The sequence below is a fragment of the Herbaspirillum sp. GW821-FHT09A12 genome, assembly GCF_059418325.1.
The window spans coordinates 343,991-369,741 of the sequence record NZ_JBWKPR010000003.1 but is presented as its reverse complement, the minus strand read 5'-3'; the positions used below and the strand labels follow the sequence as shown (position 1 = coordinate 369,741).

Below are 25,751 nucleotides of genomic sequence, written 5' to 3'. Positions count from 1 at the left end.
CGAAGGCTCACGGACGATACGCCTTCGATACGGCCCCGCAGGGCCTACTCAGTTCGAACGGTAATCAGGTCATTTCGCAACAGCTTCTATGTATCCTTGCGCTGCAGGTTTTCCGCGCGCAGGAATGCGAAGTCGACGCCCTGGTCGGCTTGCGTCACGTTTTCCAGGAACAGTTTGCGGTAACCGCGCCCGGCGACGGGCTTGACGACCGGATGCGCTTGCGCGCGCCGGGCCAGTTCCTGTTCGCAAACCAGCAGGGAAAGTTCACGCCGGGACACCGACAGGCGGATGCGGTCGCCCGTGCGCACATAGGCCAGCGGGCCGCCAATGGCCGCCTCGGGCGTGACGTGCAGCACGATGGAACCGAACGCGGTGCCGCTCATGCGGCCATCTGAAATGCGCACCATGTCCTTGACGCCTTGGCGCGCCAGCTTGCGCGGGATCGGGATATAGCCCGCCTCCGGCATGCCGGGCGCGCCCAGCGGGCCGATGTTCTTGAGCACCAGCATGTCGTCGGCATGGACGTCGAGCGACTCGTCGTCGATGCGTTCGGCCAGATCCTGCAGGTTATCGAACACCACCGCGCGGCCCTCATGCTCCATCAGTCGCGGATCGGCCGCCGATTGCTTGATGATGGCGCCGCCGGGCGCCAGGTTGCCGCGCAATACCGCCAATCCGCCTTGCGGATAAATCGGATCGGCGAAGCTGCGCACCACGTCCTGCGCGAAGCCGGGGCCTTGCGCTGCCAGCTGTTCGCCCAGCGTGATGCCGTTGACCGTCATCGCATCCAGGTGCAGCAACGGCTTGAGTTCGCGCAGCAAGGTGGCGACGCCGCCGGCCTTGTGCAAATCTTCCATGTAGTGCGCACCGCTGGGTTTGAGGTCGAGCAGCACCGGCGTCTCGCGGCCCATGCGGTCGAGCCTGGCGAGATCGATTTCCAGGCCCACGCGTCCGGCGATGGCGGCCAGGTGCACGATGGCGTTGGTCGAGCCGCCGATGGCCAGCAGTACCCGCAGGGCGTTGTCGAAAGCCTTTTCGGTCAGGATCTGGTCGATCGTCAGGCCGCTGTGCGCCAGTTGCACGGCGCGCGCGCCGGTCTCTTCGGCCACGCGGATGCGGTCGGCGGTCACCGCCGGCGGCGAAGCGCCGCCGGCCACCGTCATGCCGATGGCCTCGGCGATACAGGCCATGGTGCTGGCCGTGCCCATCACCGAACAGGTGCCGACGCTGGCCACCAGCTGGTTGTTGACATCGGCAATTTCCTCGTCGTCGATTTCGTCGGCGCGGTACCTGGCCCAGTAGCGGCGGCAATCGGTGCAGGCGCCCACGCGTTCGGAGCGGTGCGATCCGGTCAGCATCGAACCGGTAATGAGCTGGATCGCCGGGAGCTTGGCCGAGGCGGCGCCCATCAACTGCGCCGGCACCGTCTTGTCGCAGCCGCCGATCAATACCACGGCATCCATGGGCTGGGCGCGGATCATTTCTTCCGTATCCATCGACATCAGGTTGCGCAGATACATCGAGGTAGGCGCGGCGAAACTCTCGTGGATGGAGATGGTGGGAAAGTCCATCGGCAAGCCGCCGGCCAGCATGACGCCGCGCTTGACCGCCTCGATCAGCTGCGGCATGTTGCCGTGGCAGGGGTTGTAGGCGCTGCCGGTGTTGACGATGCCGATCACCGGGCGGGCCAGCGCATCGTCGGTATAGCCGGCGCCCTTGATGAACGCCTTGCGCAGGAACAGCGAAAAGCCCTGGTCGCCGTAGGCAGTCAATCCGCGACGCATGCCGGTGGCGGGCTGCGTCTTGCCAGCGGCTGGTGCTTTCTTGCTCATTGATGGTCTCCCTGGAATCGTTCTTGGCGGAGGACGTTCAAGCGAATGGGGGAGAGACGCATGATCATCCTTTCAACTACGACAAGTATTTCAAAGGTCCGGACAGGTAAAAAGCGCCGGTCTTGATCTTCATACCAAAAAGTTTTTTCGGTTTGGCCGGCGAGATTGCGGTTGCGCCGCCGCGAGTTGCTGTTATGCTGATTTCATCACACCAAGAAAAATACAAGGGATGCGGGAGGCGCGCCCGGCGCTGCCCGGCACAGAGGAGATGCCATGAAGGGATTCATGCCTGCCGGCCTGCTGATGGCCGTGGCCATCGTCACGGCGGCGCAAGGGGCCGAATGCACGAAAGTCGTGATTTCCGCCGATTCCGACTATGCGCCCTTGCACTGGTACGACGGCAAGCGCCTGACCGGCGCCAGCATCGAAATCGCTTCGCACGCGCTGGCCGCGCTGGAGATCCCGTTCGAGGTGCGCTATGTGGGGCCGTTCCATCGCGTGCTGAAGGATGCGGAAAGCGGCGAAGTGGCCATGGTGGCGTCCCTGAAGAACACGCCCGAGCGCCAGCAATACCTGGCCTTCACTGCGGTTCCGCTTTTCTCCAACCCGATTGCGGTATTTGTCGCGCGCGACCGTAGTTTCAGCTATTCAGGCTGGAAGGACCTGGCCGGCAAGCGCGGCGCCATCACCATGGGCAACCAGTTCGGCGGCGGTTTCGACGAGTTCCTGCGCGATAACCTCAAGGTGGAGCAGGCGCAGAAGGCCTATATGAATTTCAGCAAGCTCGATGTCGGCAGCATCGACTATCTCATCACCGGCTATTACAGCGGCATGATCTATCTGAGCCAGACCCGGCAGACCGACCGCTTCATGGCGCTCAAGCCGTATGTGAGCGCGACGGATAATTTCATCGCCCTGAGCAAGGCCAACCCCTGCGTCAAGTATCTGCCCAGGATCAACGCCCAATTGGAGTCGATGCAAAAACGCGGCGAGTTGCAGGCGATCCTGGAACGTTATACCTCGGCATTCAAGATCGATGCGCCCGCCAAGGGACAAACAGCCGCTCCGGTCATCGCGCCGGCAAAATAACCGGGCGCCTCAGGGCGACGCCGGCTTGCGGCGTATGTCGGCGGGCAGCCTGGTCCAGGGCAGCGTCGACGGATCGAGCGCAAAGGCGCCCGGCGAGGCGCACAGCAGGACGGCGCGCGCCAGCGGTTCGAAGTCGGCGCGGAAATGCACCACGCTCTTGACGGCGATGATGTCCAGCCTCTCCGGCGCCAGGCCGACGAAACGCAGCAGCGCCAGATCCAGCAGCTGGATCGGCCGGGAAACGACGATCACCTGCACGCCGCCGATCCGCAGCAGGGCCGATGGGCCCAGCGTGAGCCGGTAACCCTTGAAGACGCTGCCGGTGGCATCGACCTCGCCGCCGTGCAGGCGCATGACGCGAAACCTCGCTTCGAAAGGCGCATCGCCGGCGATCCCGGATTTGCCGCCGAGCGCCAGGCGCACCTCGGCCCCTGCGCCGGCCGCATGTGCTTGCGCCGCCGCCTGCGCATCGACCAGCAGGCCGATGACGGCGTTGCGTGCGTCGGCCGCGACCAGCGCGCGCAACAGGCCGGTCGTGTCGGCGCTGCCGCCGGCGCCAGGGTTGTCCTGGCCGTCGGCGATGATGACCGGACCGGCGGCGCCTGGCGAACGCAGCAGCTCCTGGGCGCGGGCGACGGCGTCGCCGGCGTCAAGGATGTCGCCGGCGAAACCGGATTCGGCGGCCTCGACGGCCGCCGCCAGCCGGTCGGCCGCGGCGCGCGCAGCGTCGGCGCTGGGCGCATAGGCCCATGCCGCCGGGCCGCATTTGGCGGCATCGGTCGCGGGAAAACCCATGGCCAGTCCGGCGGCCAGCGTGTCGCTGTCGAACGTTTCCTGCAGTTGCCGCAGCGAACGCGCCGGTTCGGCGCCGGTGTATTGCCAGCAGATCGGAATGAGGAAGGGGATGCGGCGCCACGCCGCCCGCGGGCGCGGCATGCCCTGCAGCCGGCGCGCCAGCCAGGCATAGGCGCGTGCCCCGGTGGCCGCCATGTCCACATGCGGATAGGTGCGGTAGACCAGCAGCAGGTCGGCGCTGTCGACCATCAGCGGCGAGACATTGGCATGCAGGTCCAGGCTGGCCACCAGCGGGATATCGTCGCCAATGGCCAGGCGCACGCGGCGCAGGATCTCGCCGTCGGCGTCGTCGATGTGGGCGGCGGCCATGGCGCCGTGCAAGTCGAGATAGACGGCGTCGGCCCGGGCCTGGGCGATCCCTTCCAGCAGCAGCGCCACGACGCGTTCGAAGGCGTCCTCGGTCACGCGGCCGGAGGGGCCGGCGGCGCACCAGGACAGGGGAAGCAGCGTATGCGCGCCATCATCCCGCGCCGCGCCGATGAAGCCGGCAATCGGGATATTGCGCGCCTGGGCGCCGTCGGCCGGCGTCATCTCCGCCAGCAGCGCCGGGCCTTGCAAGAGGCCGGGCCAGGTGTCGGCGGCCAGAAAATCCTGCCAGCGGGTAGGCGTAGGAGAAAATGTATTGGTTTCGTGCTGGAAGCCGCCAATGGCGATGCGCATGCGAGATCCTGACAATCGATCAAGTCAATCGAGTAAAAGCGAAAAAGGGCGAGGCCAATAAGTTACCGCGAAAACATGCTGGAAAGCATGAGGGGCCAGACTCGATCATAATGGCGCTGGCAGCATGAGAGTCCTTCGACTACAGTCGAATATCGCATAAGTTAATTCCGAAAATTCATTTCTCCTGGTCATGGCCAGATCCTAAAATTTCGCACTTTGCCTCGATGTCCCAAGGATCAGCTCGCTTCCCGGCTGATGGGAAACGGGGTGATTTTCTGGAGCCTCTGCATTGAATTCCGTCCATTCGACGGGCGCGCGCATCGGTATCGACGTCGGCGGCACTTTTACCGACTTTGTCCTCTACGATGCGGCACGCCAACAGCTCGCCTATCACAAAGAACCCAGCACGCCCGCCGATCCGGCATTGGCGGTGCGCAACGGCCTGGTTACGCTGATCGGCAAGCATGGCCTCAAGCCTGACGATATCGGCGTACTGCTGCATGGCACCACCATCGGCCTGAACGCCATCATCCAGCGGCGCGGCGCGCGGGTGGGACTGATCGTGACCGAGGGTTTTCGCGACGTGCTGGAAATCGGCCGCGCGCGCATGCCGTCGTCCTTCGACTTCCATGCCACCCGGGAAGAGCCGTTCCTGCCGCGCGAGCGCGTGGTGGAAATCGGCGCCCGTTTCAACCGCGATGGCGATGTTACGCGCTGGCCGCAGGCCGACGCCATCCGGCGGGCCGCCGAAGACGTCCGCGCCCTGGAAGTCGATACCGCGGTGATCATGCTGATCAACGGGTTCCTCCAGCCTGAGCGGGAGGCGGCGCTGGCGCGGGACATCGAGGCGCATACGCCCGGCACCAAGATCATCTCGGCGGCCCAGGTCTGGCCGGAAATCCGTGAATACGAACGCACCGTGGCCGCCGCGCTCAACGCCTATATCCAACCCTTGATGCAACGCTATTTCGAACGCTTGTCCGAGCTGGTCGATGAGCTGGGGGTGGCGGCGCCGATCCTGGTAACGGCCTCCAATGGCGGTTCGCTGTCGCTCAATGCGGCGCTGGCGCGCCCGATCGACACCGTGCTGTCGGGACCGGCCTCGGGCGTGGTGGCGGCCGCGCGCCTGGCCACGGCGGCCGGCGTGCCGCGCATCGTCACCTTCGACATGGGCGGCACGAGCAGCGACATTGCCGTGTCCCAGCATGGCCTGGCGGAGATGGTCACGCGTACCGACATCGGCGGCTTGCCGCTGGTATTGCCGGTCATTGGCGTGTCTGCCATCGGCGCCGGCGGCGGTTCCAAGATCCGGGTGGACGAACATGGCGTATTGAAAGTCGGTCCGGAAAGCGCCGGCGCCGATCCCGGCCCGGCCGCCTATGGCCGGGGCGGTGTCGATGCGACCGTCACCGACTGCTACCTTGCCACCGGCGTGCTGGATGCCGCCGCGTTTGTCGGCGGCGCCATGTCGCTCTACCCGGAACGTGCGCAAGCCGCGCTGGAGAAGGTCGCCGGCGCGCTGAAACTGGATGGCGCCGATGGCGTCGAGCGCGCGGCCTCCGGCGCGCTGGCGGTGGCGTCGGCGCAGATGGCTTCCGAATTGCGCAAGAACCTGGCCCAGCGCGGCCTCGATCCTGCCGAGTTCGCGCTGGTGCCTTTCGGCGGCGCCGGCCCCACCCACGCCAACTGGCTGGCCGAGGAGGCCGGCCTGGCGCATGTGCTGGTACCGTTGAAGCCGGGCACCTTCTGTGCCTTGGGCGCCGCCACCGCCGACCTGCGCCGCGACTTCGTGCGCAGCTTGCGCGTGACGCTCGACGACACCGCGGCCGGCGCGGTGGGCCGCATCTGGCAGGAGCTGGAAACGCAGGCCGCCGGCTGGCTCAAGGCGCAGGGCGTGGCCAGCACCGGCGCGCCGTCGTTCTGGCCGGCGCTGGACATGCGCTATGCCGGACAAGCCTATGAATTGAACGTGGCCTTGCCGCATCCGCTGCCGTCGCCGCTGGATGCGGCCACGCTGGCCGAATACTTCCACCGCGAGCATGAACGCCTCTATGGATTCCGCGATGCGCAGGCGCCGGTCGATGTGTCGACCGTGCGGCTGGCCATTGTCGGCCACATGGTGGCGGCGGCCAACGTGCCGCGTTTCGCCGGCCAGGGCAAGCCCGCGCCGCGCGCCACGCGCAAGGTATTCCTGCGCGACGCCTGGCAGGACGCCGCCATCTATGCCCGCGACAGCCTGGGCGCCGGCGACGCGTTCGACGGCCCGGCGATTGTCGAGCAGGACGACACCACCGTGCTGGTATTGCCCGGCTGGCAGGCGCGCACGGATGCACTGGGCAACCTGCATCTCACCCCCGCGCAAGGGCGGGGGCCGGCGCAACCGCAATCGCAACCGCAACCGGCGCAACAAGGAGGCGCAGCATGAAGCTCGATCCCGTCAGCATCGAAATCCTCGGCAACAAGCTCACCTCCATTGCCGAAGAAATGTGCCTCACGCTGCAACGCACCGGCCGCACGCTTTACGTCAAGGAAACGGCCGACTTCTGCTGCGCGCTGGTGGGCCTGGACGGCAAGTTCTTCGCCTATCCGCGCGCGCTGGGCGTCTCCGGCTTCGTCGGCCTGGACTGCACGACCACGATCGAGGCGGTCGGCCCGCTGCAGCCGGGCGACGTGATCCTGACCAATGATCCGTACCGTTCCAAGGGCCTGGCGACGCACTTGCCGGACTTGCAGGTAGTGCAGCCCTATTTCCATGAAGGCCGCATCGTGGCGTATGGTTGGGGCTTCCTGCACGCGTCGGACGTCGGCGGCAAGGTGCCGAGCAGCATTTCGCCGAGCAACCATGAAATCTTCCAGGAAGGCTTGCAGATCCCGCCGGTGAAGATCATGCGCGGCGGCCGGATCAATGACGACGTGGTATTGCTGTTCACCGCCAACAGCCGCACGCCGGACGCCAACATGGGCGACCTGAAGGCCATGCTTGGCGCGCTGGCGACCGGCCGCGACCGTGTGGCGCAGACCGTGGCGCAACACGGCGTGGCCTCGTTCCTCGATGCCCAGACCGACCTGGTCGACTATGCCGCGCTACGCGCACGGGCGGTGCTGTCGAAAGTGCCGGCCGGCACCTACCGCTTTGTCGATTACCTGGACGATGAAGCCGGCGTCGGCTTGCCCGTGCGTATCGCGCTGGCGGTCACCCTGGCCGACGGCAATATCACGCTCGACTTCACCGGCAGCGATCCGCAAGTGGCCGCGGCCATCAACATTCCCAGCCACGGCCTGCCGCACGCCTGGCTGACGCTGCGCATCCTGGCGCTCATCGCCACGCTCGACAAGGGCGTGCCGATCAATGCCGGCCTGCTGGTGCCGGTATCGGTGATTGCGCCGGCCGGCACCATCGTCAATCCCTTGCCGGGCGCCGCCGTCGGTGTGCGCCATGCGGCGGCCGTGCGCGTCAACGATGCGCTCAACGGCGTGCTCGGCCAGGCCTTGCCTGAACACATGCCGGCGGCCAGCGGCGGCACCATCATTCCGGTGGTGGTGGCCGAACCCGCGCGCCATGGCCACGGCCAGAACGTGCAAGTGGTCGAGCCGATGGTCGGCGGCACCGGCGGCCGCCGCGGCCACGATGGCGCAGACGGGCGCGACAGCAGCATTTCCAACCTGTCCAACAATCCGGTGGAAACGGTCGAGGCCGAGACCGGCATCGAGATCCTGCGCTATGGCTTGCGCCCCGGTTCGGCCGGAGCCGGCCAGTGGCGCGGCGGCAATGGCCAGGCGATCCGCTTCCGTATCCTGCAGGACGATACCTTCGTGCTGGCGCGCGGCATGGAGCGCCTGCGCTTCCGCCCGTGGGGCGCCCATGGCGGCCAGGCCGGCGCAGCGGCCGGACTGGTCCTGCATCGCCAGGGCGAGGCGCCGCGCGAACTGGGCAAGATCGATTTGCTGCCGGTGCTGGCGGGCGATGAAATTGAAATCCGTACGCCCGGCGGCGGCGGCTGGGGCGATCCGTTCCGGCGCGATACCGCGGCGGTCCTGGCCGATGTGCAGCGCGGCTTGTTGTCGCCGGAGGCGGCGCGCAGCGAATACGGCGTCGTCATCGGCGGGCAAGGCCGCCTGGCGATCGATGCGGCGGCGACAGAACAGGCGCGCGCGCAAGGCAGCAAGGGCATCGGCCGCTTCGGCCCGGAGCGCGATGCGTGGGAACGCGTGTTCCAGCCCGAACATCTGGATCGCCTCAACGCCGCCCTGTTTGCCTTGCCTGCGGCAGCGCGCAGCCGCCGCCGCAAGCAGATCTTCGCCGCGGCGCTTGGCGGGCTGCCGCCGGAGTTCCCGCGCGAAACGGCCGCCGATGCCGCACTGGCCGACGCGGCCGGGCGCTTTGAGGCAGCGGTGGCGGAACTGGTTTCCGCCGTATCGGCGACATCGGCAACATCGGCAACATCGGCAACATCGGCAACACACTAACCATCCATCCAACCTGACTGGAGCAAGCAAGTGAAATCCATCCGCATTATTCCGACGTTGGCCATGACCGTCTTGGCAGTGGCCGTCCTGGCCGGCTGCGGCGAGAAGAAAACCGATGCCCCGCAGGCAGCTGCCGCGCCGGCGGCGACCGACAAGGTCGTCATCGGCGTCTATGGCGGCGATTGGGAAAAGAACATCCGCGCCGCCGGCCTTGAGCAATACGCCAAGGACAACAACATCAATGTCGAGATCGTGCCGGGCGCCGATGCGGAATGGCTGGCCAAGCTGCGCGCCGCCAACGGCAACAACCCGGCGTACGACATCGTCGTCTTCCAGCCGGACTCGGTGCAGCGCGCCGCCGCCGCCAATCTGCTGGAGCCGCTGGAAGCCAGGAACATCCCGAACCTGGACAAGCTCTACGGCACCGTACAGGAAAAATTCGTGCGCGACGGCAAGACCTACGCCGCCGCCTTCAGCCTGGGCCAACTGGGCCTGGCCTATCGCACGGACCTGGTCAAGACGCCGCCGACCAGCTGGCTGGACCTGTGGAAGCCTGAATACAAGGGCCACGTTGCCGTATCGTCCCCGGCCTATGCCGCCGGCCTGCAATTCTTCGCCGGCCTGACCCACGCGCTGGGCGGCGAACTCAAGGACGATGCCGCCGTCGAGAAGACCTTTGCCAAGCTGGCCGAACTCAAGCAGAACGCGGTTGCCTTCCCGGACAGCCCGGGCGCCATCCAGACCTTGCTGGAACGCGGCGACGCATGGGTCGTGCCTTATTGGGACGGCCGTGTGTTCGCGCTGCAAAAGAGCGGGCTGAAGGTCGGCTTCGCCTACCCGACCGATGGCCCCGTGGTGGGCGCGGCCAACTGGGTCATCGCCAGGGGCGCGCCTAACCTGGCCAATGCCTACAAGCTGGTGGACTTCCTCTCCGGCGCGCAGGTGCAGAAGGCGTTCTCCGACAAGTCGCTGTACGGCATGACCAACCGCGACGTGCAATACGACGAAGAGCTCAAGACCAAGGTGCAGGTCGGCGAAGAGGCGTACAAGAAGCTGATCTGGATCGACTATGAAACGGCCACGCCGAAGGTGGCCGACTGGACCAACCGCTGGGCGCAGGCGCTGGGCAGTGGTAAATGAGCGCAATTGAAATCCATGCCGTTGCGCGGCAGTTCGGCGAACTCAAGGCGCTGGACGGCGTAGACCTGGCGATCGGGCAGGGCGAGTTCTTCTCGCTGCTCGGTCCCAGCGGCTGCGGCAAGACCACGCTGCTCAACATCATTGCCGGATTCCTGGCGCCCAGCGCCGGGCGGGTGGCCATCGGCGGACGCGACATCACGGCGCTGCCGCCGCACCAGCGCGACATCGGCATGGTGTTCCAGAACTACGCGCTGTTTCCGCATTTGAATGTGTTCGACAACGTGGCCTATGGCTTGCGCGTGCGCAAGTCGGGCGGCGACGCGATCCGCAAGCGGGTAGGGGACATGCTGGACCTGGTGCGGCTGTCCGAACTGGGGCATCGCATGCCGCACCAGCTCTCCGGCGGCCAGCAGCAGCGCGTGGCGATCGCCCGCGCGCTGGCCATCAGCCCGCAGGTGCTGCTGCTGGATGAACCGCTGTCCAATCTCGATGCCAAGCTGCGCAAGGAAATGCAGGCCGAATTGCGCCGCATGCAGCGCGACGTGGGCATCACGACCGTGATGGTCACGCACGACCAGGAAGAGGCGCTCGGCCTGTCCGACCGTATCGGCATCCTGGGCCGTGGGCGCCTGCAGCAGGTCGGCACGCCGCTGCAACTGTACCGCCAGCCGGCCAACCGCTTTGTCGCCGAATTCGTCGGCCAGGCCAACCTGATCGCGGCGCGCCGCGAGGCCAACGGCGGCTATGCCGCCTTGCATCACGCAGGGGCGTCCCAGGCGCCGCTGCATTTGCTGCCGGTGGACGGCAGCGCCGGCGAGGCGTTGTTCCTGCTGCGTCCGGAACGCATCCGCCTGGCGCCCGGCGGCGCTGCCGCGCCGGCCATCAACGCTGCCAGCGGTATCGTGCGCGACGCCAGCTACACCGGCGCGGGCATTCATGTCACGGTGGCGCTGGCAGGCCACGGCGAGCTGGCGGTCGATGCCCCCGAATCGGCATTCGCGGCCATTCCCGCGCCGGGTTCGCCGGTGCAATTGTCATGGTCGGCGCAAGACCTCGTGCCGCTGCCGCCCGAAGCGGGCGCGGCCGGGAGCGCGGCATGAGCCTGGCCGACAAGAAAGGGCCGGGCGGCACGCTGTTTGCCTGGCTGCTGCTGACGCCGTCGATGCTGTTCCTGGCGGCGTTCCTGGCCGTGCCGGGGATCCTGCTGATAGTGCTGAGCCTGCGCAACGTGGACAGCATGCTGATGCTGCTGCCGACCTATGGCCTGGCGCAATATGCGCAGGTGTTCACATCGCCGCATTACCTGTCGGCGCTGGGCACCACCTTGTGGGTGGCGGCGCTGACGGCGGTGCTATGCGTGCTGCTGGCCTATCCGGCGGCATGGCTGCTGGTGGCCACGCGCAGCCGCGGCTGGCGCACGCTGCTGTATGTGATCCTGATCTCGCCCCTGCTCACCAGCGTGGTGATCCGCACGTTCGCGTGGATCGTGCTGCTGGCGCAAAACGGCCTGATCAACGACATCCTGCGCCACACCGGCCTGATCGATTCGCCGCTGGCGCTGCTGTGGAACATGAAGGCCGTCATCGTCGCCTACGTGCAGGTGATGCTGCCCTTCGCGGTGCTGCCGCTGGCGACGTCATTGGGCGACCTTCCAGAAGCCTTGCCGCGCGCCTCGCAAAGCCTGGGCGCCGGGCCGTTCCATACGTTCACCCGCGTGGTCCTGCCGCTGACGATCCCGGGCATGATGAGCGGCGCGATCATCGTCTTCGCGCTGGCGGCGGGCAGTTATGTCACGCCATTGCTGATCGGCGGACGGCTGCAGCCATTGCTGCCCATCGGCATCTACCAGCAGGCGCTCCAGATTGCCAACCTGCCATTGGCGGCTGCCTTGTCGCTGACCTTGCTGGCGGTGACGGCCGGCATCGCGGGCGTGATGACTTACTTGCAAAAACGTTGGGAGCGTCGTGTCTATGGCCACTGATCAGCCTGCTGTCCATGTCACTGCGGCCACCGCGGCCGTCGCGCAAAGCACGGCGTCGGCCAAGGCCTGGCGGCTGGCCGGGATCGGCGCCGGGGCGCTGGTGTATGTGTTCCTGAGCCTGCCGGTGCTGGTGATCTTCCTGTCGGCATTCAGCCCGGAGGCGTATCCGCAGTTCCCGCCGCAGCAATTCTCGCTGCGCTGGTTCCGCGCCTTCATCGACAATCCGGGCTGGCTGCGGGCGCTCGAAGTCAGCGCCTGGCTGCTGCTCATCGCCACGCCGGTGACGACGCTGCTGGGGACGACGGCGGCTTATGCGCTGGCCAGGCTGGAGTTCCCGGGACGCTCCGTGATCCAGGCATTCGTGCTTTCGCCGCTGATCATCCCGCAAGTGGTGCTGGGCATCGCCTTGCTATATGTGCTGACCGGCGCCGGGATGGCCGGCTCTCTGCTCGGGCTGGCGGCGGGCCATATCGTGGTCGCTTTGCCGTATGCCGTGCGGACCGTCAGCGTCAGCCTGGCATCGATGGACCGCCGTCTCGAAACGGCCTCGATGAACCTGGGCGCCACGCCGGCCTACACGTTCCGCCATGTGACGCTGCCGCTGATCAAGCCGGGCATCGTGGCCGGCGCCGTGTTTGCCGCGGTGACCTCCTTTGGCGAAGTCTCGGTCAGCCTGTTCCTGACGGCGCCGGGCACGGTATCGATGCCGGTGCGGATCTTCACCTACATCGACCAGACCTTCGATCCGGTGGTCAATGCCGTGTCGGCCATCTTCATCGTGCTGGCGGTGCTGGCGCTGGTGCTGATCGAACGCACGATCGGGTTGACCAAGGCGATGTAGCGCGCAAGCGGCAGGCGCATGCCCCCAGCAGGAACAGAAGAACGGCCGCGCCATGTCGCGGCCGTTCTTTTTGGCGTTTGCTGCTGCGGAAATGCCAGCGCCGGCGATTGGCCGCGGGGCCGGCATGTTCAATAAGAACTATTTTTATAAATGATGTAAATAGTAATGATTGTCATTACAATGCAGGGATAAACGCATGCCGGAAAAGCGTAAAGGGGGAGAAAACTCCTTGTTGTCCGATTGATTCATTTTAGGCGAGACGGCCGCCAGCAGCGGACCGCCGCCTGGAAGGCTGGCAAATCATGTCCAATGCAGGGGTGCATCAACAAATCGGGGTTCTCTACAGCGAGCACCACAACTGGCTGGCCAACTGGCTCAGCCACAAACTGAAATGCCGGTATCTGGGCGCAGACCTCGCCCAAGACACGTTCGTGCGCCTGTTTGCCGGACGGCTGCCAGGCAACCTGGACAATCCCAAGGCCTACCTGACGACGGTGGCCAAAGGGGTCGTCAATACCTATCTGCGCCGCAAGAATCTTGAGCAAGCCTATCTGGACGCGCTCGCCGCCGCGCCGGAGCCGGTGCAGCCCTCGCCTGAGGAGCGCTTGCTGGTCTTGGAGGTATTGACCGACATAGACAGGATCCTCGACGGTCTGCCGGCCAAGGTAAAACAGGTCTTTCTGCTGGCCCAGCTGGACGGCCTTCCCTATGCCGACATCTGCGATTTGCTGGACGTGTCGCTGGCGACGGTAAAGCGCCACATGGTCAAGGCCTATGGCCATTGCCTGCGCGTCATTTAGGGCGGACCGAATTGTGATGGAGCAAGCCCCACGCCAGCCGCTATCCGAGGAAATTCTCCAGGAGGCCGCCACCTGGCTGATGGAGATGCACGATGGCCCGCTGACGCCCAAGGAACGTGTCCGCTTCAACCAATGGCGCCAGCGCAGCGCCGAGCACGAGATGGCTTGGCAAAAGGCCTCGGTGCTGCTCGACAAGTTGAAAGGCGTGCCGGCGCCGGGGGCGGTGGCGCTCAAGGCGGCATCGGCGGCATCGGCGGCATCGGCGCCCTCACGCCGCGCGGCCGTCAAAACGCTGGCGCTAGTGCTGGCCGCAGGTCCGGCCGCGTGGGCGGCGTACCGCTTGTCGCCCTGGCCCGGCCGAGGCGACGCGGTGGTGACGGAGCGCGGCGAGCAGCGTGACCTGGTGCTGGAGGACGGCACAACAATCACCTTGAACACGTCGACCCGGATTCAGGTCCGCTACAGCGATGAGATGCGCCGCGTCCGTCTGTTGCAGGGAGAGATCTTGGTCGCCACCGCAACAGATGACCGCAGCCCGGCCCGCCCTTTCATCGTGGAGACGGCCGAGGGCCGGCTGCAGCCGCTCGGTACGCGCTTTACCGCCAGGCAGCTGGACGGGCGTTCGCATGTTGCGGTGTATGAGGGCGCGGTGGAACTTGTTCCTGCGGATGCGCCCGCCGAAAAACGGCTTGTCGCGGCGGGATACCAGGCCGCCTTCTCCGCGCGCGCCGTGGAATCCGCAACGCAGTGCAGCGAGCTGGGCCTGGCCTGGACCACTGGCATGCTGGTGGTCGACCAGATGCCGCTTGCCGCCTTTGCGGAAGAGCTGGGGCGCTACCGCGCGGGGCTGCTGCAGGTCGATTCCGGGGTCGGGAAACTGGCCGTCTCCGGCGTATTCCCATTGGCAGACACGACCGCCAGCCTGACGCTGCTGGAGCAGACCATGCCGGTGCACATCCAATACTTCACCCGTTACTGGGCGCGCATTGTGTCCAAATAGCCATTTCGCAGTCCCTGAAAATTCTTTTTGGAAAAGCTGAGCCATTTTCGATGTTCGTTGGGCATACCAGTGAAGACGCTCAATTCGGACATCGAAAGGTTCAGTATGAATTACCCAGAAAACCCCGGGAAAGCAGTGTGTAAAAGACCGGCTAAAAGGCCGGCTGACGCGGCATTGATGCGCAAATCGGCGATGGCGGTAGCCATTCATTGGGCTGCCGCGGCGATGGCGATGTCATCGCTGGCCTGCATGGCCCCCGCGGCCGCTGCGGAAACCGCCAGCGCCGCGCAAAGCTTCAGCATCGCCCCTGGTCCGCTGGCACAGGCATTGCCGGCATTCGCCGCGCGCGCAGGCGTGCCTTTGTCATTCGACGGCAAGCTGCTGGAAGGCAAAGCCAGTCCGGGGCTGACGGGCACTTACGCCGTCGATGAGGGTTTTTCCCGCCTGTTGCAGGGAACCGGTCTCCAGGCGCAGCGCCTGCCCGGTGGCGGCTATACCGTCAAGGCGCCCACGCTCTCGCTGGGCGCCTCCATCGGCGAGCTGCAACCGATTGAAATCAGCGCGCAACGCACCAGCAGCGGCATCATCCGGCCGACGCGCCAGAGCAATGTCATTGAGCGCGAAGAGCTCAATGAGCTGCGCCAGTCGTCCGATAGCCTGGCAACCGTGCTCGGCAAGATTGTTCCCGGCATGGCCGATTCGAGCCACACGATGACGGACTATGGCCAAACGCTGCGCGGCCGGAACACCCTGGTCCTGGTTGACGGCATTCCGCTCAACACCAATCGCGATTCATCCCGCAACATGGCCACGCTGAACCTGGCCAGCATCGACAAGGTCGAGGTGCTGCGCGGGAGCAGCGCCATCTATGGCGCTGGCGCCGCCGGCGGCATGATCGCCGTGACCACCCGTCCCGCCGGCGGTGAACCGTATGCCGAGACTACCTTCACGTTGAAATCCGCGCTGTCCCGCCTTGGGAGCGACGGCCTCGGCGGCGAGGTGAACCACTATATGTCCGGCTCCAGCGGTGCGGTGGACTATGCGTTCAACGTCGGCTACCAGCATGTGGGCGGCTCCTTCGACGGCAAAGGCAAGCGCATCGCGCCCGAACCCAGCCAGGGCGACCTGTTCGATAGCGACAACTACACCCTGGGCGGGAAACTGGGCTTTCGCATCGACAAGAACCAGCGCTTGCAATTGTCCGTCAGCCGCTACGTCGCGGAACAGGACAGCGCCTACGGCTCGGACCCGGCGGTAGCGAAACTGCCGGCGGGCACCGCCGTCGCGCGTCCCCTGGATGGCTTGCAGCTGGCGGAACAGAACCAGATTAAAAATACCCTGGTAAGCCTGGATTACCAGAACCAGGATGTCTTCGGCAGCACGCTGTCGACCCAGTTGTACTACCGCGACTACTTCACCCGTTTTACCCCCTTCGATGCGCGCGCGGTTTCCACGCGCGGCAACAATGTCGACCAGGTGATGCAGAACTCCCACGTACTTGGCGGCCGCGCCACCTTGAATACGCCGCTGGGCGACAAGACCAAACTGCTCTGGGGCCTGGACTTCAACCAGGAACGCAGCGACATGCCGGATGACATCTTCAACGCTGCAGCGTACGACGCAAGCGGCGGCAGCGTCTTCCAGCGCACCGGAACCTTGCTTTATATGCCGTTGCTGACCACCCGCTCCATTGGCAGCTTTGCCCAGCTCCAGCACAAAATCAATGAGCAATGGTCGGTTGAGACGGGTTTGCGCTATGAGCGCGCCAATGCCAGTTACGACGATTTCATCCCGCTGTCGCAGAGCAAAGCGGCCTCTCCGCAGAAGGTCCGCGGCGGTTCGGTTTCCTTCGGCTCCTGGATGAGCAATGCCGGCCTCGTATTCAAGCCTGTCGCCGGACACGAAGTCTATGCCTCGTTCAGCCAGGGCTTCCAGCTTCCCGACATCGGCGTGCAGATCCGCAATGCCACCCCGGCCTTTAATATTGCCTCTTCATCCCTTGAGCCGGTCAAGACCAACAGCTACGAGCTGGGATGGCGCGGCGCGTTCGGCAACGTCCTCGGCAACCTGGCGATATTCCACACCACCTCCAAGCTGGGCGATATCCAGAGCTTCAACAATGGCCTGATCCTGACCCGCACCGCGGAAAAGATTTCCGGCATCGAAGCCGGCGCCGACTATCTGCCGGACGACTCGGCATGGGGCGGCGGCGCGACGTACGCAATGATGTGGGGGCGCGAAACTGCGCAGGGCAGCGCCAGCGACCAGGTGATGAGCGGTTACCGCATCCCGCCGATGAAGCTCACGGCCTATTTGCAGTACAAGCCGAATAGCAAATGGAGCAATCGTCTGCAGGCGAGCTATTTCGCTTCACGCGATTACCGTCTCAACGGCCAAACGGCATTTGGCCGGCGGGAGGTCGGCAGCTATACCACCATCGACCTGGTGAGCCGGTATCAGCTCACGCCCAAGGACACGGTGTCCCTTGGTATAGAGAACCTGCTTAACCGGTACTACATCCCGGCCTACAGCCAGCTCATGCGCAACAGCAATAACACCAGCCGCCTGCCAGGCGCCGGGGCGGTGATGAGCTTGAGCTACAGCCATCGCTGGTGATGCTGCCAAAAGAAAAAGCTGTCCGCATCGTTGCGGGCAGCTTTTGTTCTGGCGTGATTGACCGGTCTTGCCTGCCCTTCGATACGCTGCTGCGCAGCTACTCAGGGCGAACGGAGTCTGGACTCCACAAACCTCCACAAACGCAAATGCCGTTCAGCGCTTAACTGAACGGCATGACGATGCCGGCTGGAACTTTGTCCTTGCGCATGATTACTCACCATTGAATTTCCCACGGGGCCGAGAGGATAGCGTGCGGTCGGTACACATGAAAGAGAGCAAGGCATGGTACATCCCTACATCGGTAACTTAACGCCGGCCTATCCGGCCAACGACCAGATGGCCGGCATCGATCAGCCGCATGCCAATGCCGGCACGCGCCAGCCACCGCCGCCTATCGCGCGTAAGCCCGTACCCGGACTGGGCCAGTCCATGGCGCATCGCGCGCGAGGCAATTTCATCGAACAGGTCCGGCGCGACCAGACCCGGGAAGGCCAACAGCGCAGCCATAACCTGAGCGGCCCGGGAGTTCCCCGCGTGACCTACGGAGTCGCCAGCGCGCCACCCGGCGATCGCGATGAGCTGCATTTCTGGTCGCCTCTGCCGGCTGCCGCTGCGGCCGCGCGCTCTGCCTCGCCGGTGGACGATTCCACGCCCGAAGGAATCGCAGCGGCGATCGGGACATTGCTGCGCGCCAGGAAATCCGGCATCCCCGTACTGGATGCCCCCAGGCCGCAGTTCGTGACCGGCACGCACCACCTGACACCTGAGTCGCAACAACGCCTGGCCGAGCAGCTTGGTGAAATCAAGGCATTGCGCAAGAAGATTGCAGGCTATCTGGATAAGCTGGACATGGATAGCCAGCTGGTGCAAGCGATGCAAACGCTAGGCCTTCCGGTAGCCGACTCGGAGCGACAGATCGAGGATCTGGTCGCCAGATGCAATGAGCGGTCCGACGCGATCATCGCCCTGCGGGCGCATGACATGGTGCAGGTATCTTCCCATCCTGGGGCGAACTGGCTGGCGCAACAGCTGATGGGTTCGCAAGAGACCCGCGACACGCTCAATATCTATCTTGGTGACACCGAACCGCTGGAATTGCAGGTTAGTCGCAATCGCCAGATGCAGCTTCGCCACGAACTCAGCGGGATGAGCGTGGAGCGGGAGAGTAACGGCATGGCGCAGCAGGGGGCGCAGCAATGGCAGGCGCGCGAGCAGCTCAAGGAACGGGTGGATACATTGGCAAGACGGATCACGGAATTGGAAGGCCGCGTACCGGCTGTTCGTATCCCCGCCGATGAAGCCGCGTCAGAAATGACTCCCGAGGCGGTGGCACGCTACCTCAGTCGGCAGTATGAACCGCTAAGGCCTCACCTGCATGCATTGCGCGACGAGCTTGAGCGGCTGTTGCCGGAAGATGGCGCCGTCACTCCCGAGCGGCAGCAACTGGTCATATTGCGCAAGCAGATCGGGCAAACGCTGGAGGCGGCCGGAAAGGCTGAATACGGGTATGTCACACGCACGCTGGAACAAGCGCACGCCAGCGGTCTTGCGCCTGAGATCGCCTATTCGCCGCAAGCGGCGAAGAGTCTGAGTACCCGCATGGGGCATTACAAAGACCATAGCGCCATACGGCGCGAACCCATTGAACTCACCATGGCCCGTCGCGATTACGTTGAACAACAGGAAAGGCATCGCCAGGCGAACGGGAATGCTATTGAAAGCGGGAGACCTGTCGCTGAATGGCTTGTCCCCGGCACCCGGGATCTGGAACGGCGGTATGCCACGCTGCAAGCCGAGGAAGATGCGGCAATGCCTGCCTTGCAGGCAATGGCCCAGCGCAATCGCGAGCTGAAGCAATTAAGCGAACGTACCCTGTATTCGATGCTGGACGGTAAGCTGACGTCCTTGCTGCAACAAGGATATGCGTCATTGGCGGCGGTGCCCTCGCCCAAGCCCGCCATCGATGACATGGACTATCTCGCGCAAAGTTATCACGCCCGCCTGAACCAGCTCGAACAGGCGCCCGAAGAGAATCGCCGGCATATCGCCGCGCTGAAGGAAAAGCTGGCGTTTCTCGCGCCGGCGAGGACGTGACGAGCGCGGCTTGTCGGCTGTTGTTGGCATGAGTTGGCATGAGCGATCCCGATCCGATAGCGGAAGGACCGTCCGCGGCGCCGGCGCTCTGGCGACCCGCGGTCCGTGTTGTCAGCAGGCGCGTCGAAACGAGAACTGCGAATAATGTTTCGCCAGCAGTTGCAGCATCTCGGGTTCGGTCAAGGGCGGGCCGTCGACCTTGATGCGGGCCGGGAAGAACGTACAGCGTTGGGGTTCGATCTTGCCCGCCAGGATGGGGCTGGCGGCAATCGCCGCCGTCACCGCGTAGGGAAAGATCGCATCGGTGTGCGCCAGGTCCGATTTCATCACCAGCCCGGCGCGGATCTGGGTGACGGCCGAATTGTCGGCGATACAGACCACATAGACGTTATCGATGTTGCCATAGTCCCCGGGGGCGACCTGGTACATGCAGTGCGTGGCGGATTGGTCGGCGTCGAACAGGCAGTCCATCAAAGGCATGGCAAATGCCGCCGAAAATACTTTTCCCATCGTGATTCTCCTTTTCAAGTCGTCATGGCCGCGCGTCGATCAAGGCGGCACTCGTGCTCAGAATGTTTCCGTGATGCCCAGCGGTAGCCGGATGCCGCCACTGACGATGCGCAGGAACAGTTCGCCGCTGTGGGCCGGGTCGCTACCTTGCGGCAGCAGGGCCACCGGCGCGTTATAGGATTCGGTGCGGGAATCCTGCTCGTTGACGATCGCGGGGCTGACGACCGCGGGGCTGGCGATCACGGGGTCGGCGGTCACGGGAGCGGCGCGCAGCGTGAGCCTGCCATCCACGTAGCGCATCACATAGTTGTCCGAACTCAGGCCCGATACGCCGATGCGGTATTGTCCTGCCTGGGTTGCGCCTTGCGCATTGCCGCCATATACCAGGGCGCCGGTCAGCGAAGCCGCGTTGTCGCCGCCGACGAAGCCGCTGTAGCCTACGCCGTTGCCGCCGGCCCACGGCGTGCCGGCAGTGGCGGCAGCATCATTGGCGGTGACGACCAGGGTGGCGGGGGCAATGCGCAGGCTGACGCCGGCGTCGGCGATGGCGATGTCATAGCCTTCCTGGCCGGAATACAGGCCCCCCAGGCTGAGCGTCCCGGCGCCGGTGCTGTAGTTGCCCGCGTCGCGCGCGGCGCTGGTATAGGTCAACGCGCCCGACAGGACGGCGCCATTGCTGGCGGTATAGCTCAAGGTGCCGCCGGTGGTGCCGTCATAGTCGCGCACGCCGCCAACGGGAGTGACGGTGGTCGGGCGCAGGAAGCTGCGCAACAGCGGCAGCGTATTGCCGTCATAGATGCGCCACTGGCTGCTGCCGGTGCTGTTGCCGATGTCCCAGCCGGCCGCGGCGTAGGTCGAGGCCAGGCTGGCCTGGTCCGCGGTCAGGCCGCGTGTGAGGGCATCGATGCTGCCGTCGTTGCCGCCGTATCCGGGGCCATTGGCATCCAGCCAGAACGATGACCGGATGCTTGAGACCGCGCCGTTGTAGCCCACCAGCGCGCCCTGGTAAGCGACTGCGGCATGGACTGCCCCGCTGGCGTAGCTGGTGGAGATGGTGGCGCCCGCTACGTTGTAGCCGGCCAGTCCGCCCACGTATTCGTCGCCGCTGACGTTGCCCGAGGCGTAGCTGTTGACCACTGTGCCGCTGCTGGAACCCACCAGCCCGCCGACCGAGCGCACGCCGCTGACGGCGCCGCCGCCCACCGAATCGACGATCCAGCCGGAGCTGGCGCCGGCTACTCCGCCCACGTTGGTCAGGCCGTAGACGGTCGCCGTGTTGATGATGTGTTCGCTGCGGGTATAGTTTTGCCCGGCTACGCCGCCGACGTTGTTGTTGCCCGAGACATTGCCGCTCACGCGCACGTTATAGATCTCGCCGAAGCTGCTGCCGACGGCGCCGCCGACGTTCTCGTTGCCGCTGATGTTGACGTTGGCCAGGTTCAGGTTGCGCACCATGCTGCCGCCGCTGGTGTAGCCGATGAAGCCTATCGCATTGCTGGATGGGCGCTGTATCGTCAGGCCCGACACCGTATGCCCCAGGCCATCGAAGATGCCGCGAAACTCCGCGCCCCAGGCGCCCAGCGGGACGAAGCCCAGGCCGCCGTTCCAGCTGGCCGTGGCGCTCGCATCGATGTTGCTGCCCAGCGCAAAGTAACGGGTGGTGACGTTGTCCAGGCTGGCGTTGACGGCTTGCAGCGTGACCAGGTCATTGATCACGGTGTAGTTGTTGCCGGCGATGGACAAGGTCGGATTGCTGCCCGACAGGGTGACGGCGGCGTCGCTGACGGTGAAGCGACCGGCGCCACTGGCTGCGCTGCCGCCGTTGGCGGTGTTGGGATTGATGACCAGTCCGGCATGGTTGCCGGTGGCCGTGACATCGGCCTGCACCTTGACGTCGTTGGCGGCCGTCAGGGTCAGCGTGGTGTCGGCGCTCCAGCTGACGCGGTCGGTGACCAGCAGGTCGCCGCGCCCGGCGCTGCCGCCGCTGCTGCTCTGCAAGACGACATTGCTGGCGTTGAGGCTGGCGCCCAATGCGGCGCCGCTGATGTCGCCGTCGCTGGCGGCCACCTTGAAATCCACCGGGTCGATCAGCCAGGTGCCGGTCGCGCCGGCGGCGGCGCGGGTGTCGATCCGCACGTCGTCGGCCACCTGCACGCGGGCGGCGCTGGTCTCGATGAAGCCGCCATCGCCATTGCCATCGGTGGCGGATGCATCGAGTGTGCCGCCCACCTTGACCAGGCCGTTCTGCATGTCGCCCATCAGGACGATCTCGCCGTGGCGCCGGTCGACGCTGCGCGCCTGGATCACGCCGGTGTTATTGACCACCGCCTGCGCCAGTGCGTCGGCCGCTTGCGCACTCAACAGCACGGTGCCGCCATCGGCCACGATCAGTTGGCGGTTCTGCGCCAGCGCTTGCGCTGTGCCCTGGTCGATGCGCACCTGCAGCAGGCCATCGCCATTGAAATCGAGCGTCATGGCGCTGCCGGCGGCCAGCGTCACGTTGCCCAGCCGCGCCGTGAGCGTGCCGTCGTTGCTGACCTGGCCGCCCAGCAGCGCGATGAAGCCGCCATCGGCGGCCGTGATCTGGCCGCGATTGGTGACGTTGCCGGCATTGCCGCTCAGGCGCAGTTTGCCATTCATGAAATCCTGGTCCGACAGGTCGAGGGTCGAGGCCAGCAGGCCGCCGACGTTGACGCTGGCGCCGGCGCCGAACAGGATGCCGTTGGGATTGATCAGGAACACCCTGCCGTTGGCGTTGAGATTGCCGAATATCTTGCTGGCGCCGCTGCCCAGTACCCGGTTCAGTGCGATCGCCTCGCGCGAGGGCTGCACGAAGTTGACGCTTTCTCCGGCGGCGATGTTGAAGCTGTTCCAGTTGATGGCCAGCTTGTCGCTGCCCTGGGTGATGGTGGTGACGGCGCCATTGCTGGCGATGTTGCCGCTGCCTGCGCTGATCGCCCCGCCGGTAGGGGCGGCGCCGGCGGCGGCGGCCAGCAGCAACAGTGGAATCAGGGCGGGGTAGCCGTAGGCACGACCGGCGTGACAAGGGAGTCGGGGCATGACGTGTTCCTGTGAGGGTCTATCGGAGGGGAGTCAGAAGCTCTTTGCCAGTTGCAGCCAGAAGCGCGGCAACTTGTCGGGTTCGGAGGTGGCCGGCGAGCCGGTGCGCCAGGCCAGCGTCGCTTGCAATCGGTACCCTTGCGGGTGGCTCCAGCGCGTCCCCAGTCCGACCCCGGACAGGTTGCGCAGGTTGGCGCCATCGCTGGCCAGCGGGCTGTGGTTCAGGCGCCCGCGTGCGGCGTCGGCAAAGGCAAACGCCTGCCATTGGGGGGCCAGCGCGCGGCGCAGCTCGAGGTTGAGCATGACGGCGTCGTCGGCCGGGGCTTCGCCGGAGGGGTAGGCACGCACGGCATAGGGGCCGCCCATCGAGAATTTCTGGGCCGAATCCAGATTGCCCGCGGCATATTGGGCGCTCAGCTGAAGCAAGCCCTCCCATTGCGATCCCAGCGCCTGCAGGCGGGTGGCCTGCAGGCTGCCATGGGCAAAACGGCCCGCGGTACGGTGCCCGACCTGGTCGTCGGCGATATCCGCAGCGGGCAGTTGCAAGCGGCCCAGCGTCACGCCCAGCAGCGCCCGGCTTTGCCCGCCGCCCAGCCAGCCGTCAGCGCTGTCTACCGTCACTGCGGTGGTGGCGGCATCGATGCGTTTGTCGCGACGCGAATCGATGAGGCCGATGCGGTCATTGAAGCGCTTGCTTTCCAGGCGCAACTGCAATCCCACATTGAGGCGGCGGCTGCGCACCAGCGGGTAGGCCAGGACTGCCGACCCCAGTCGCGCGCTGCCGGACGCATCGAGCCGTGAAAAATCGGCGCCCACCCGATACGCCATGGCCGCATACGAAACATTGACGGTGGCGCCGGCCGCGCCCAGCGGCAATTGGTAAGCCAGGCGGCCGTAGTTGAATCCGCTGCCGGCGCTGATGGCGTTGAACTGCAACTGGTCGCCGATGCCCAGGGGATTGTTGAGCGCCAGCGCGGCGTTGGCATGCACGGCGCCGGTATAGCGATTGCCGTGGTTGTCCAGGCCGACTTCGCCTTCGACATGGCGCTCATCGGCCACCTGCACTTCGAGGTCGGTGCTGCCCACCGAGCTGCCCGGAGTCAAGGCCGAGCGCGCTGCCACGCCCGGCAGATCGTTGATCAACAGCAGTTCCCGTTCCAGCCGGGTGCCGGCCAGCGGCAAGCCCAGGCCGATCCGGTCCAGCCGTTGCCGCAGCGTGGCGCTGTCTATCCGTGATTCGTTATGCAGCCGGATTTCGCCCAGCCGTCCTTCCAGCACCAGCAGGCGCACCAGGCCCTGGTCCAGTCGCTGGGCGGGCAGATAGGCGCGCGCCAGCAGGTAGCCATGCTCGCGGTAAAAGCGGGTGATGCGAGCGGCGGCTTCATCGAGCGTGGCCAGGCTGCGCTCCGGGCCGACCAGGTCTTGCAACAGCCGGGCCAGGATGTCTGGTGAAAACGCCACGGCGCCTTCGATACGAAAACCGCTAACGGCAAATTTTTCCTGACCGATGTCTGCCGGCAGCGGCGTGGCGCCGAGCGGCGCTTCGGGCGGCAGGCTCTGGTTGCCCGGCGCGGCCAATGGCTGCGCCGGGCGCAGGTCGCGCAGCAGTTCGCCGGCGCCCGGCAGGCTTTGCGCGTGGGCCGCCGAGGCGGCCAGGCTCAGCACCGGGCCGATGACCCATAGCGTGCGCCGGACTCTTTTGCGATCATCCGCGCGCAAGCCGGCAGACCACTCCCCTGTTGTGTTGATTGAGGCAACCACGTCGCTTCCCCTTTTTATCGCCAGGCGAGAAAGCCTGGCTGTCGACACTGCTGGTTTTGTTGCGCCTGTTTATTCAAGGCCGACGCGTCGAGGCGTTGGCGTGAAAATACTGTAGGGCAATTCGCCGATCGAATGTCTCAACATTCCTCACGCCGGGGAACCGATGCAAAAGTGTTATCGCGCGGTGCTGTCGGGAACAAATGCCGGAGGGTCGCCTTCGTCGAAACCCGGATCAAGGCGTGGAGATCAACGTGCTTTGCCATGTGCCTGGTTGGCCGATACGGTAGACGGATCTCCGAATGGGAATAGAGCCGGCCATGCATGAAGCTTGAACAAAAACGGCGCCCGAGGGCGCCGTCATCAAGGTTAGTGCTGGCTGAAATAATGTTAAGGGAAGACGCCGAACAGATCGTCGACGTCGTATCTGCGGCGGGCGCTGGCAGCAGGGCCCGGGTTGGCGGGCAGCGGTCGCGCTGCGGCCTGGTGGCGCCGATCCGCCTCACGCGAAGCGTCAGGCAAGACCGGCGATGTCGTCTGCGGTTTCACTGTGCTCCTTTGATCGGCGAGTCTGGCTTGTCTGGTCCGGCCGTTGCGTTCCCCCAAGCCTTGCGAACAAGGGGCCGGTCTCTTGCATGTTTCGGCCAATGCCGGGGAACAGGCCGCGGCGATATTCTGCCGCGGCCGGATGCGCTATTAAGGTCAGGCGCCTGACCAGGCGGCGCGGCTTTCTTCTACTTGCCGCCGAACGGAGCGCCAGGTGAACGTGGCTGTTCGGCGGGAAGCGCGGTCGTTGCTCCGGAATCGAAACGGGGGGATTTCTTTCCCGGAGACGCCGTTCGACAACAGGTTGAAGTTGTCCGCGCCCTCCATGACCATATATGTCGCTGCCGGCCTGACGGTTCCATCTTCGGCCGTTCCGCACGGCGGGTGGTCGTGGGCATCGTTTTTCCGGCAGGGAAGCGGAACCCGGATCGCAGGTTTTCCACTTATCGATCAATGAAGGTCTTGCGCCGCCGCCATTCAGGCTGCGAACGCCCACCCCAAA

At 65.5% G+C, this 25,751-nt stretch carries 16 protein-coding genes; 11 read left to right on the top strand and 5 right to left on the bottom strand.

The genetic code is table 11. The annotated features are described in order from the left end of the window. Positions 1 to 86: 86 nt before the first annotated feature. Positions 87 to 1,832: an IlvD/Edd family dehydratase gene (locus AC07N6_RS11780; RefSeq protein ID WP_494783272.1), complete on the bottom strand. Its 1,746-nt coding sequence runs from the start codon at positions 1,830 to 1,832 to the stop codon at positions 87 to 89. A 273-nt stretch (positions 1,833 to 2,105) separates the two neighbouring features. Between AC07N6_RS11780 and AC07N6_RS11775 the strand changes: the two genes are divergently transcribed. After that, the gene (locus AC07N6_RS11775; protein ID WP_494783273.1) at positions 2,106 to 2,921 is read left to right on the top strand and encodes a substrate-binding periplasmic protein; all 816 of its coding nucleotides are present in this window, start codon (positions 2,106 to 2,108) and stop codon (positions 2,919 to 2,921) included. Positions 2,922 to 2,930: 9 nt separating this feature from the next. Here the strand turns inward: AC07N6_RS11775 and AC07N6_RS11770 are convergent, their stop codons facing one another. Next, positions 2,931 to 4,436 (bottom strand): M81 family metallopeptidase, encoded by a 1,506-nt coding sequence (locus tag AC07N6_RS11770; RefSeq protein ID WP_494783274.1) that lies wholly within the window; start codon positions 4,434 to 4,436, stop codon positions 2,931 to 2,933. A 289-nt stretch (positions 4,437 to 4,725) separates the two neighbouring features. Here AC07N6_RS11770 and AC07N6_RS11765 point away from each other — a divergent pair, with 289 nt between their 5' ends. From AC07N6_RS11765 to AC07N6_RS11720, 10 genes are all read left to right on the top strand, one after another. Further along, positions 4,726 to 6,861, top strand: coding sequence for a hydantoinase/oxoprolinase family protein (locus AC07N6_RS11765; RefSeq protein WP_494783275.1), 2,136 nt, complete (start codon positions 4,726 to 4,728; stop codon positions 6,859 to 6,861). Continuing rightward, positions 6,858 to 8,903, top strand: coding sequence for a hydantoinase B/oxoprolinase family protein (locus AC07N6_RS11760; protein WP_494783276.1), 2,046 nt, complete (start codon positions 6,858 to 6,860; stop codon positions 8,901 to 8,903). The genes AC07N6_RS11765 and AC07N6_RS11760 overlap by 4 nt, the downstream gene beginning before the upstream one ends. A gap of 63 nt (positions 8,904 to 8,966) precedes the next feature. Beyond that, positions 8,967 to 10,043 carry an ABC transporter substrate-binding protein gene (locus AC07N6_RS11755; protein ID WP_494783277.1) on the top strand — a complete coding sequence of 359 codons (1,077 nt, stop codon included), beginning with the start codon at positions 8,967 to 8,969 and terminating at the stop codon, positions 10,041 to 10,043. Further along, the gene (locus AC07N6_RS11750) at positions 10,040 to 11,143 is read left to right on the top strand and encodes an ABC transporter ATP-binding protein (protein ID WP_494783278.1); all 1,104 of its coding nucleotides are present in this window, start codon (positions 10,040 to 10,042) and stop codon (positions 11,141 to 11,143) included. The genes AC07N6_RS11755 and AC07N6_RS11750 overlap by 4 nt, the downstream gene beginning before the upstream one ends. Further along, the gene (locus AC07N6_RS11745) at positions 11,140 to 12,024 is read left to right on the top strand and encodes an ABC transporter permease (RefSeq protein WP_494783279.1); all 885 of its coding nucleotides are present in this window, start codon (positions 11,140 to 11,142) and stop codon (positions 12,022 to 12,024) included. Before AC07N6_RS11750 ends, AC07N6_RS11745 begins: the two co-directional genes overlap by 4 nt. Continuing rightward, positions 12,014 to 12,865, top strand: coding sequence for an ABC transporter permease (locus AC07N6_RS11740; protein ID WP_494783280.1), 852 nt, complete (start codon positions 12,014 to 12,016; stop codon positions 12,863 to 12,865). Before AC07N6_RS11745 ends, AC07N6_RS11740 begins: the two co-directional genes overlap by 11 nt. Positions 12,866 to 13,167: 302 nt before the next feature. Further along, positions 13,168 to 13,665 carry a sigma-70 family RNA polymerase sigma factor gene (locus AC07N6_RS11735; RefSeq protein ID WP_494783281.1) on the top strand — a complete coding sequence of 166 codons (498 nt, stop codon included), beginning with the start codon at positions 13,168 to 13,170 and terminating at the stop codon, positions 13,663 to 13,665. Positions 13,666 to 13,681: 16 nt separating this feature from the next. Continuing rightward, positions 13,682 to 14,665 carry a FecR domain-containing protein gene (locus AC07N6_RS11730; RefSeq protein WP_494783282.1) on the top strand — a complete coding sequence of 328 codons (984 nt, stop codon included), beginning with the start codon at positions 13,682 to 13,684 and terminating at the stop codon, positions 14,663 to 14,665. 192 nt (positions 14,666 to 14,857) lie between these two features. Further along, positions 14,858 to 17,281 carry a TonB-dependent receptor gene (locus AC07N6_RS11725; protein WP_494783283.1) on the top strand — a complete coding sequence of 808 codons (2,424 nt, stop codon included), beginning with the start codon at positions 14,858 to 14,860 and terminating at the stop codon, positions 17,279 to 17,281. A 282-nt stretch (positions 17,282 to 17,563) separates the two neighbouring features. After that, positions 17,564 to 19,375 (top strand): hypothetical protein, encoded by a 1,812-nt coding sequence (locus AC07N6_RS11720; protein ID WP_494783284.1) that lies wholly within the window; start codon positions 17,564 to 17,566, stop codon positions 19,373 to 19,375. A 111-nt stretch (positions 19,376 to 19,486) separates the two neighbouring features. Here the strand turns inward: AC07N6_RS11720 and AC07N6_RS11715 are convergent, their stop codons facing one another. The 3 genes from AC07N6_RS11715 to AC07N6_RS11705 are packed head-to-tail and all read right to left on the bottom strand — an operon-like array spanning position 19,487 to position 24,706. Next, complete coding sequence (locus tag AC07N6_RS11715; protein ID WP_494783285.1) at positions 19,487 to 19,885, bottom strand: hypothetical protein; 399 nt, start codon at positions 19,883 to 19,885, stop codon at positions 19,487 to 19,489. Positions 19,886 to 19,942: 57 nt separating this feature from the next. Continuing rightward, on the bottom strand, positions 19,943 to 22,945 hold the full coding sequence (locus tag AC07N6_RS11710; protein WP_494783286.1) for a two-partner secretion domain-containing protein: 3,003 nt from the start codon (positions 22,943 to 22,945) through the stop codon (positions 19,943 to 19,945). A gap of 33 nt (positions 22,946 to 22,978) precedes the next feature. Beyond that, positions 22,979 to 24,706 carry a ShlB/FhaC/HecB family hemolysin secretion/activation protein gene (locus AC07N6_RS11705; RefSeq protein WP_494783287.1) on the bottom strand — a complete coding sequence of 576 codons (1,728 nt, stop codon included), beginning with the start codon at positions 24,704 to 24,706 and terminating at the stop codon, positions 22,979 to 22,981. Positions 24,707 to 25,751: the final 1,045 nt, after the last annotated feature.

Coding starts and splice junctions, on each gene's coding strand:
- AC07N6_RS11770 (WP_494783274.1), bottom strand. CDS start 4,436: ATGCGCATCGCCATTGGCGGCTTCCAGCACGAAACCAATACATTTTCT.
- AC07N6_RS11750 (WP_494783278.1), top strand. CDS start 10,040: ATGAGCGCAATTGAAATCCATGCCGTTGCGCGGCAGTTCGGCGAACTC.
- AC07N6_RS11715 (WP_494783285.1), bottom strand. CDS start 19,885: ATGGGAAAAGTATTTTCGGCGGCATTTGCCATGCCTTTGATGGACTGC.
- AC07N6_RS11760 (WP_494783276.1), top strand. CDS start 6,858: ATGAAGCTCGATCCCGTCAGCATCGAAATCCTCGGCAACAAGCTCACC.
- AC07N6_RS11720 (WP_494783284.1), top strand. CDS start 17,564: ATGGTACATCCCTACATCGGTAACTTAACGCCGGCCTATCCGGCCAAC.
- AC07N6_RS11710 (WP_494783286.1), bottom strand. CDS start 22,945: ATGCCCCGACTCCCTTGTCACGCCGGTCGTGCCTACGGCTACCCCGCC.
- AC07N6_RS11730 (WP_494783282.1), top strand. CDS start 13,682: ATGGAGCAAGCCCCACGCCAGCCGCTATCCGAGGAAATTCTCCAGGAG.
- AC07N6_RS11775 (WP_494783273.1), top strand. CDS start 2,106: ATGAAGGGATTCATGCCTGCCGGCCTGCTGATGGCCGTGGCCATCGTC.
- AC07N6_RS11755 (WP_494783277.1), top strand. CDS start 8,967: ATGACCGTCTTGGCAGTGGCCGTCCTGGCCGGCTGCGGCGAGAAGAAA.
- AC07N6_RS11735 (WP_494783281.1), top strand. CDS start 13,168: ATGTCCAATGCAGGGGTGCATCAACAAATCGGGGTTCTCTACAGCGAG.
- AC07N6_RS11725 (WP_494783283.1), top strand. CDS start 14,858: ATGGCGGTAGCCATTCATTGGGCTGCCGCGGCGATGGCGATGTCATCG.
- AC07N6_RS11780 (WP_494783272.1), bottom strand. CDS start 1,832: ATGAGCAAGAAAGCACCAGCCGCTGGCAAGACGCAGCCCGCCACCGGC.
- AC07N6_RS11745 (WP_494783279.1), top strand. CDS start 11,140: ATGAGCCTGGCCGACAAGAAAGGGCCGGGCGGCACGCTGTTTGCCTGG.
- AC07N6_RS11740 (WP_494783280.1), top strand. CDS start 12,014: ATGGCCACTGATCAGCCTGCTGTCCATGTCACTGCGGCCACCGCGGCC.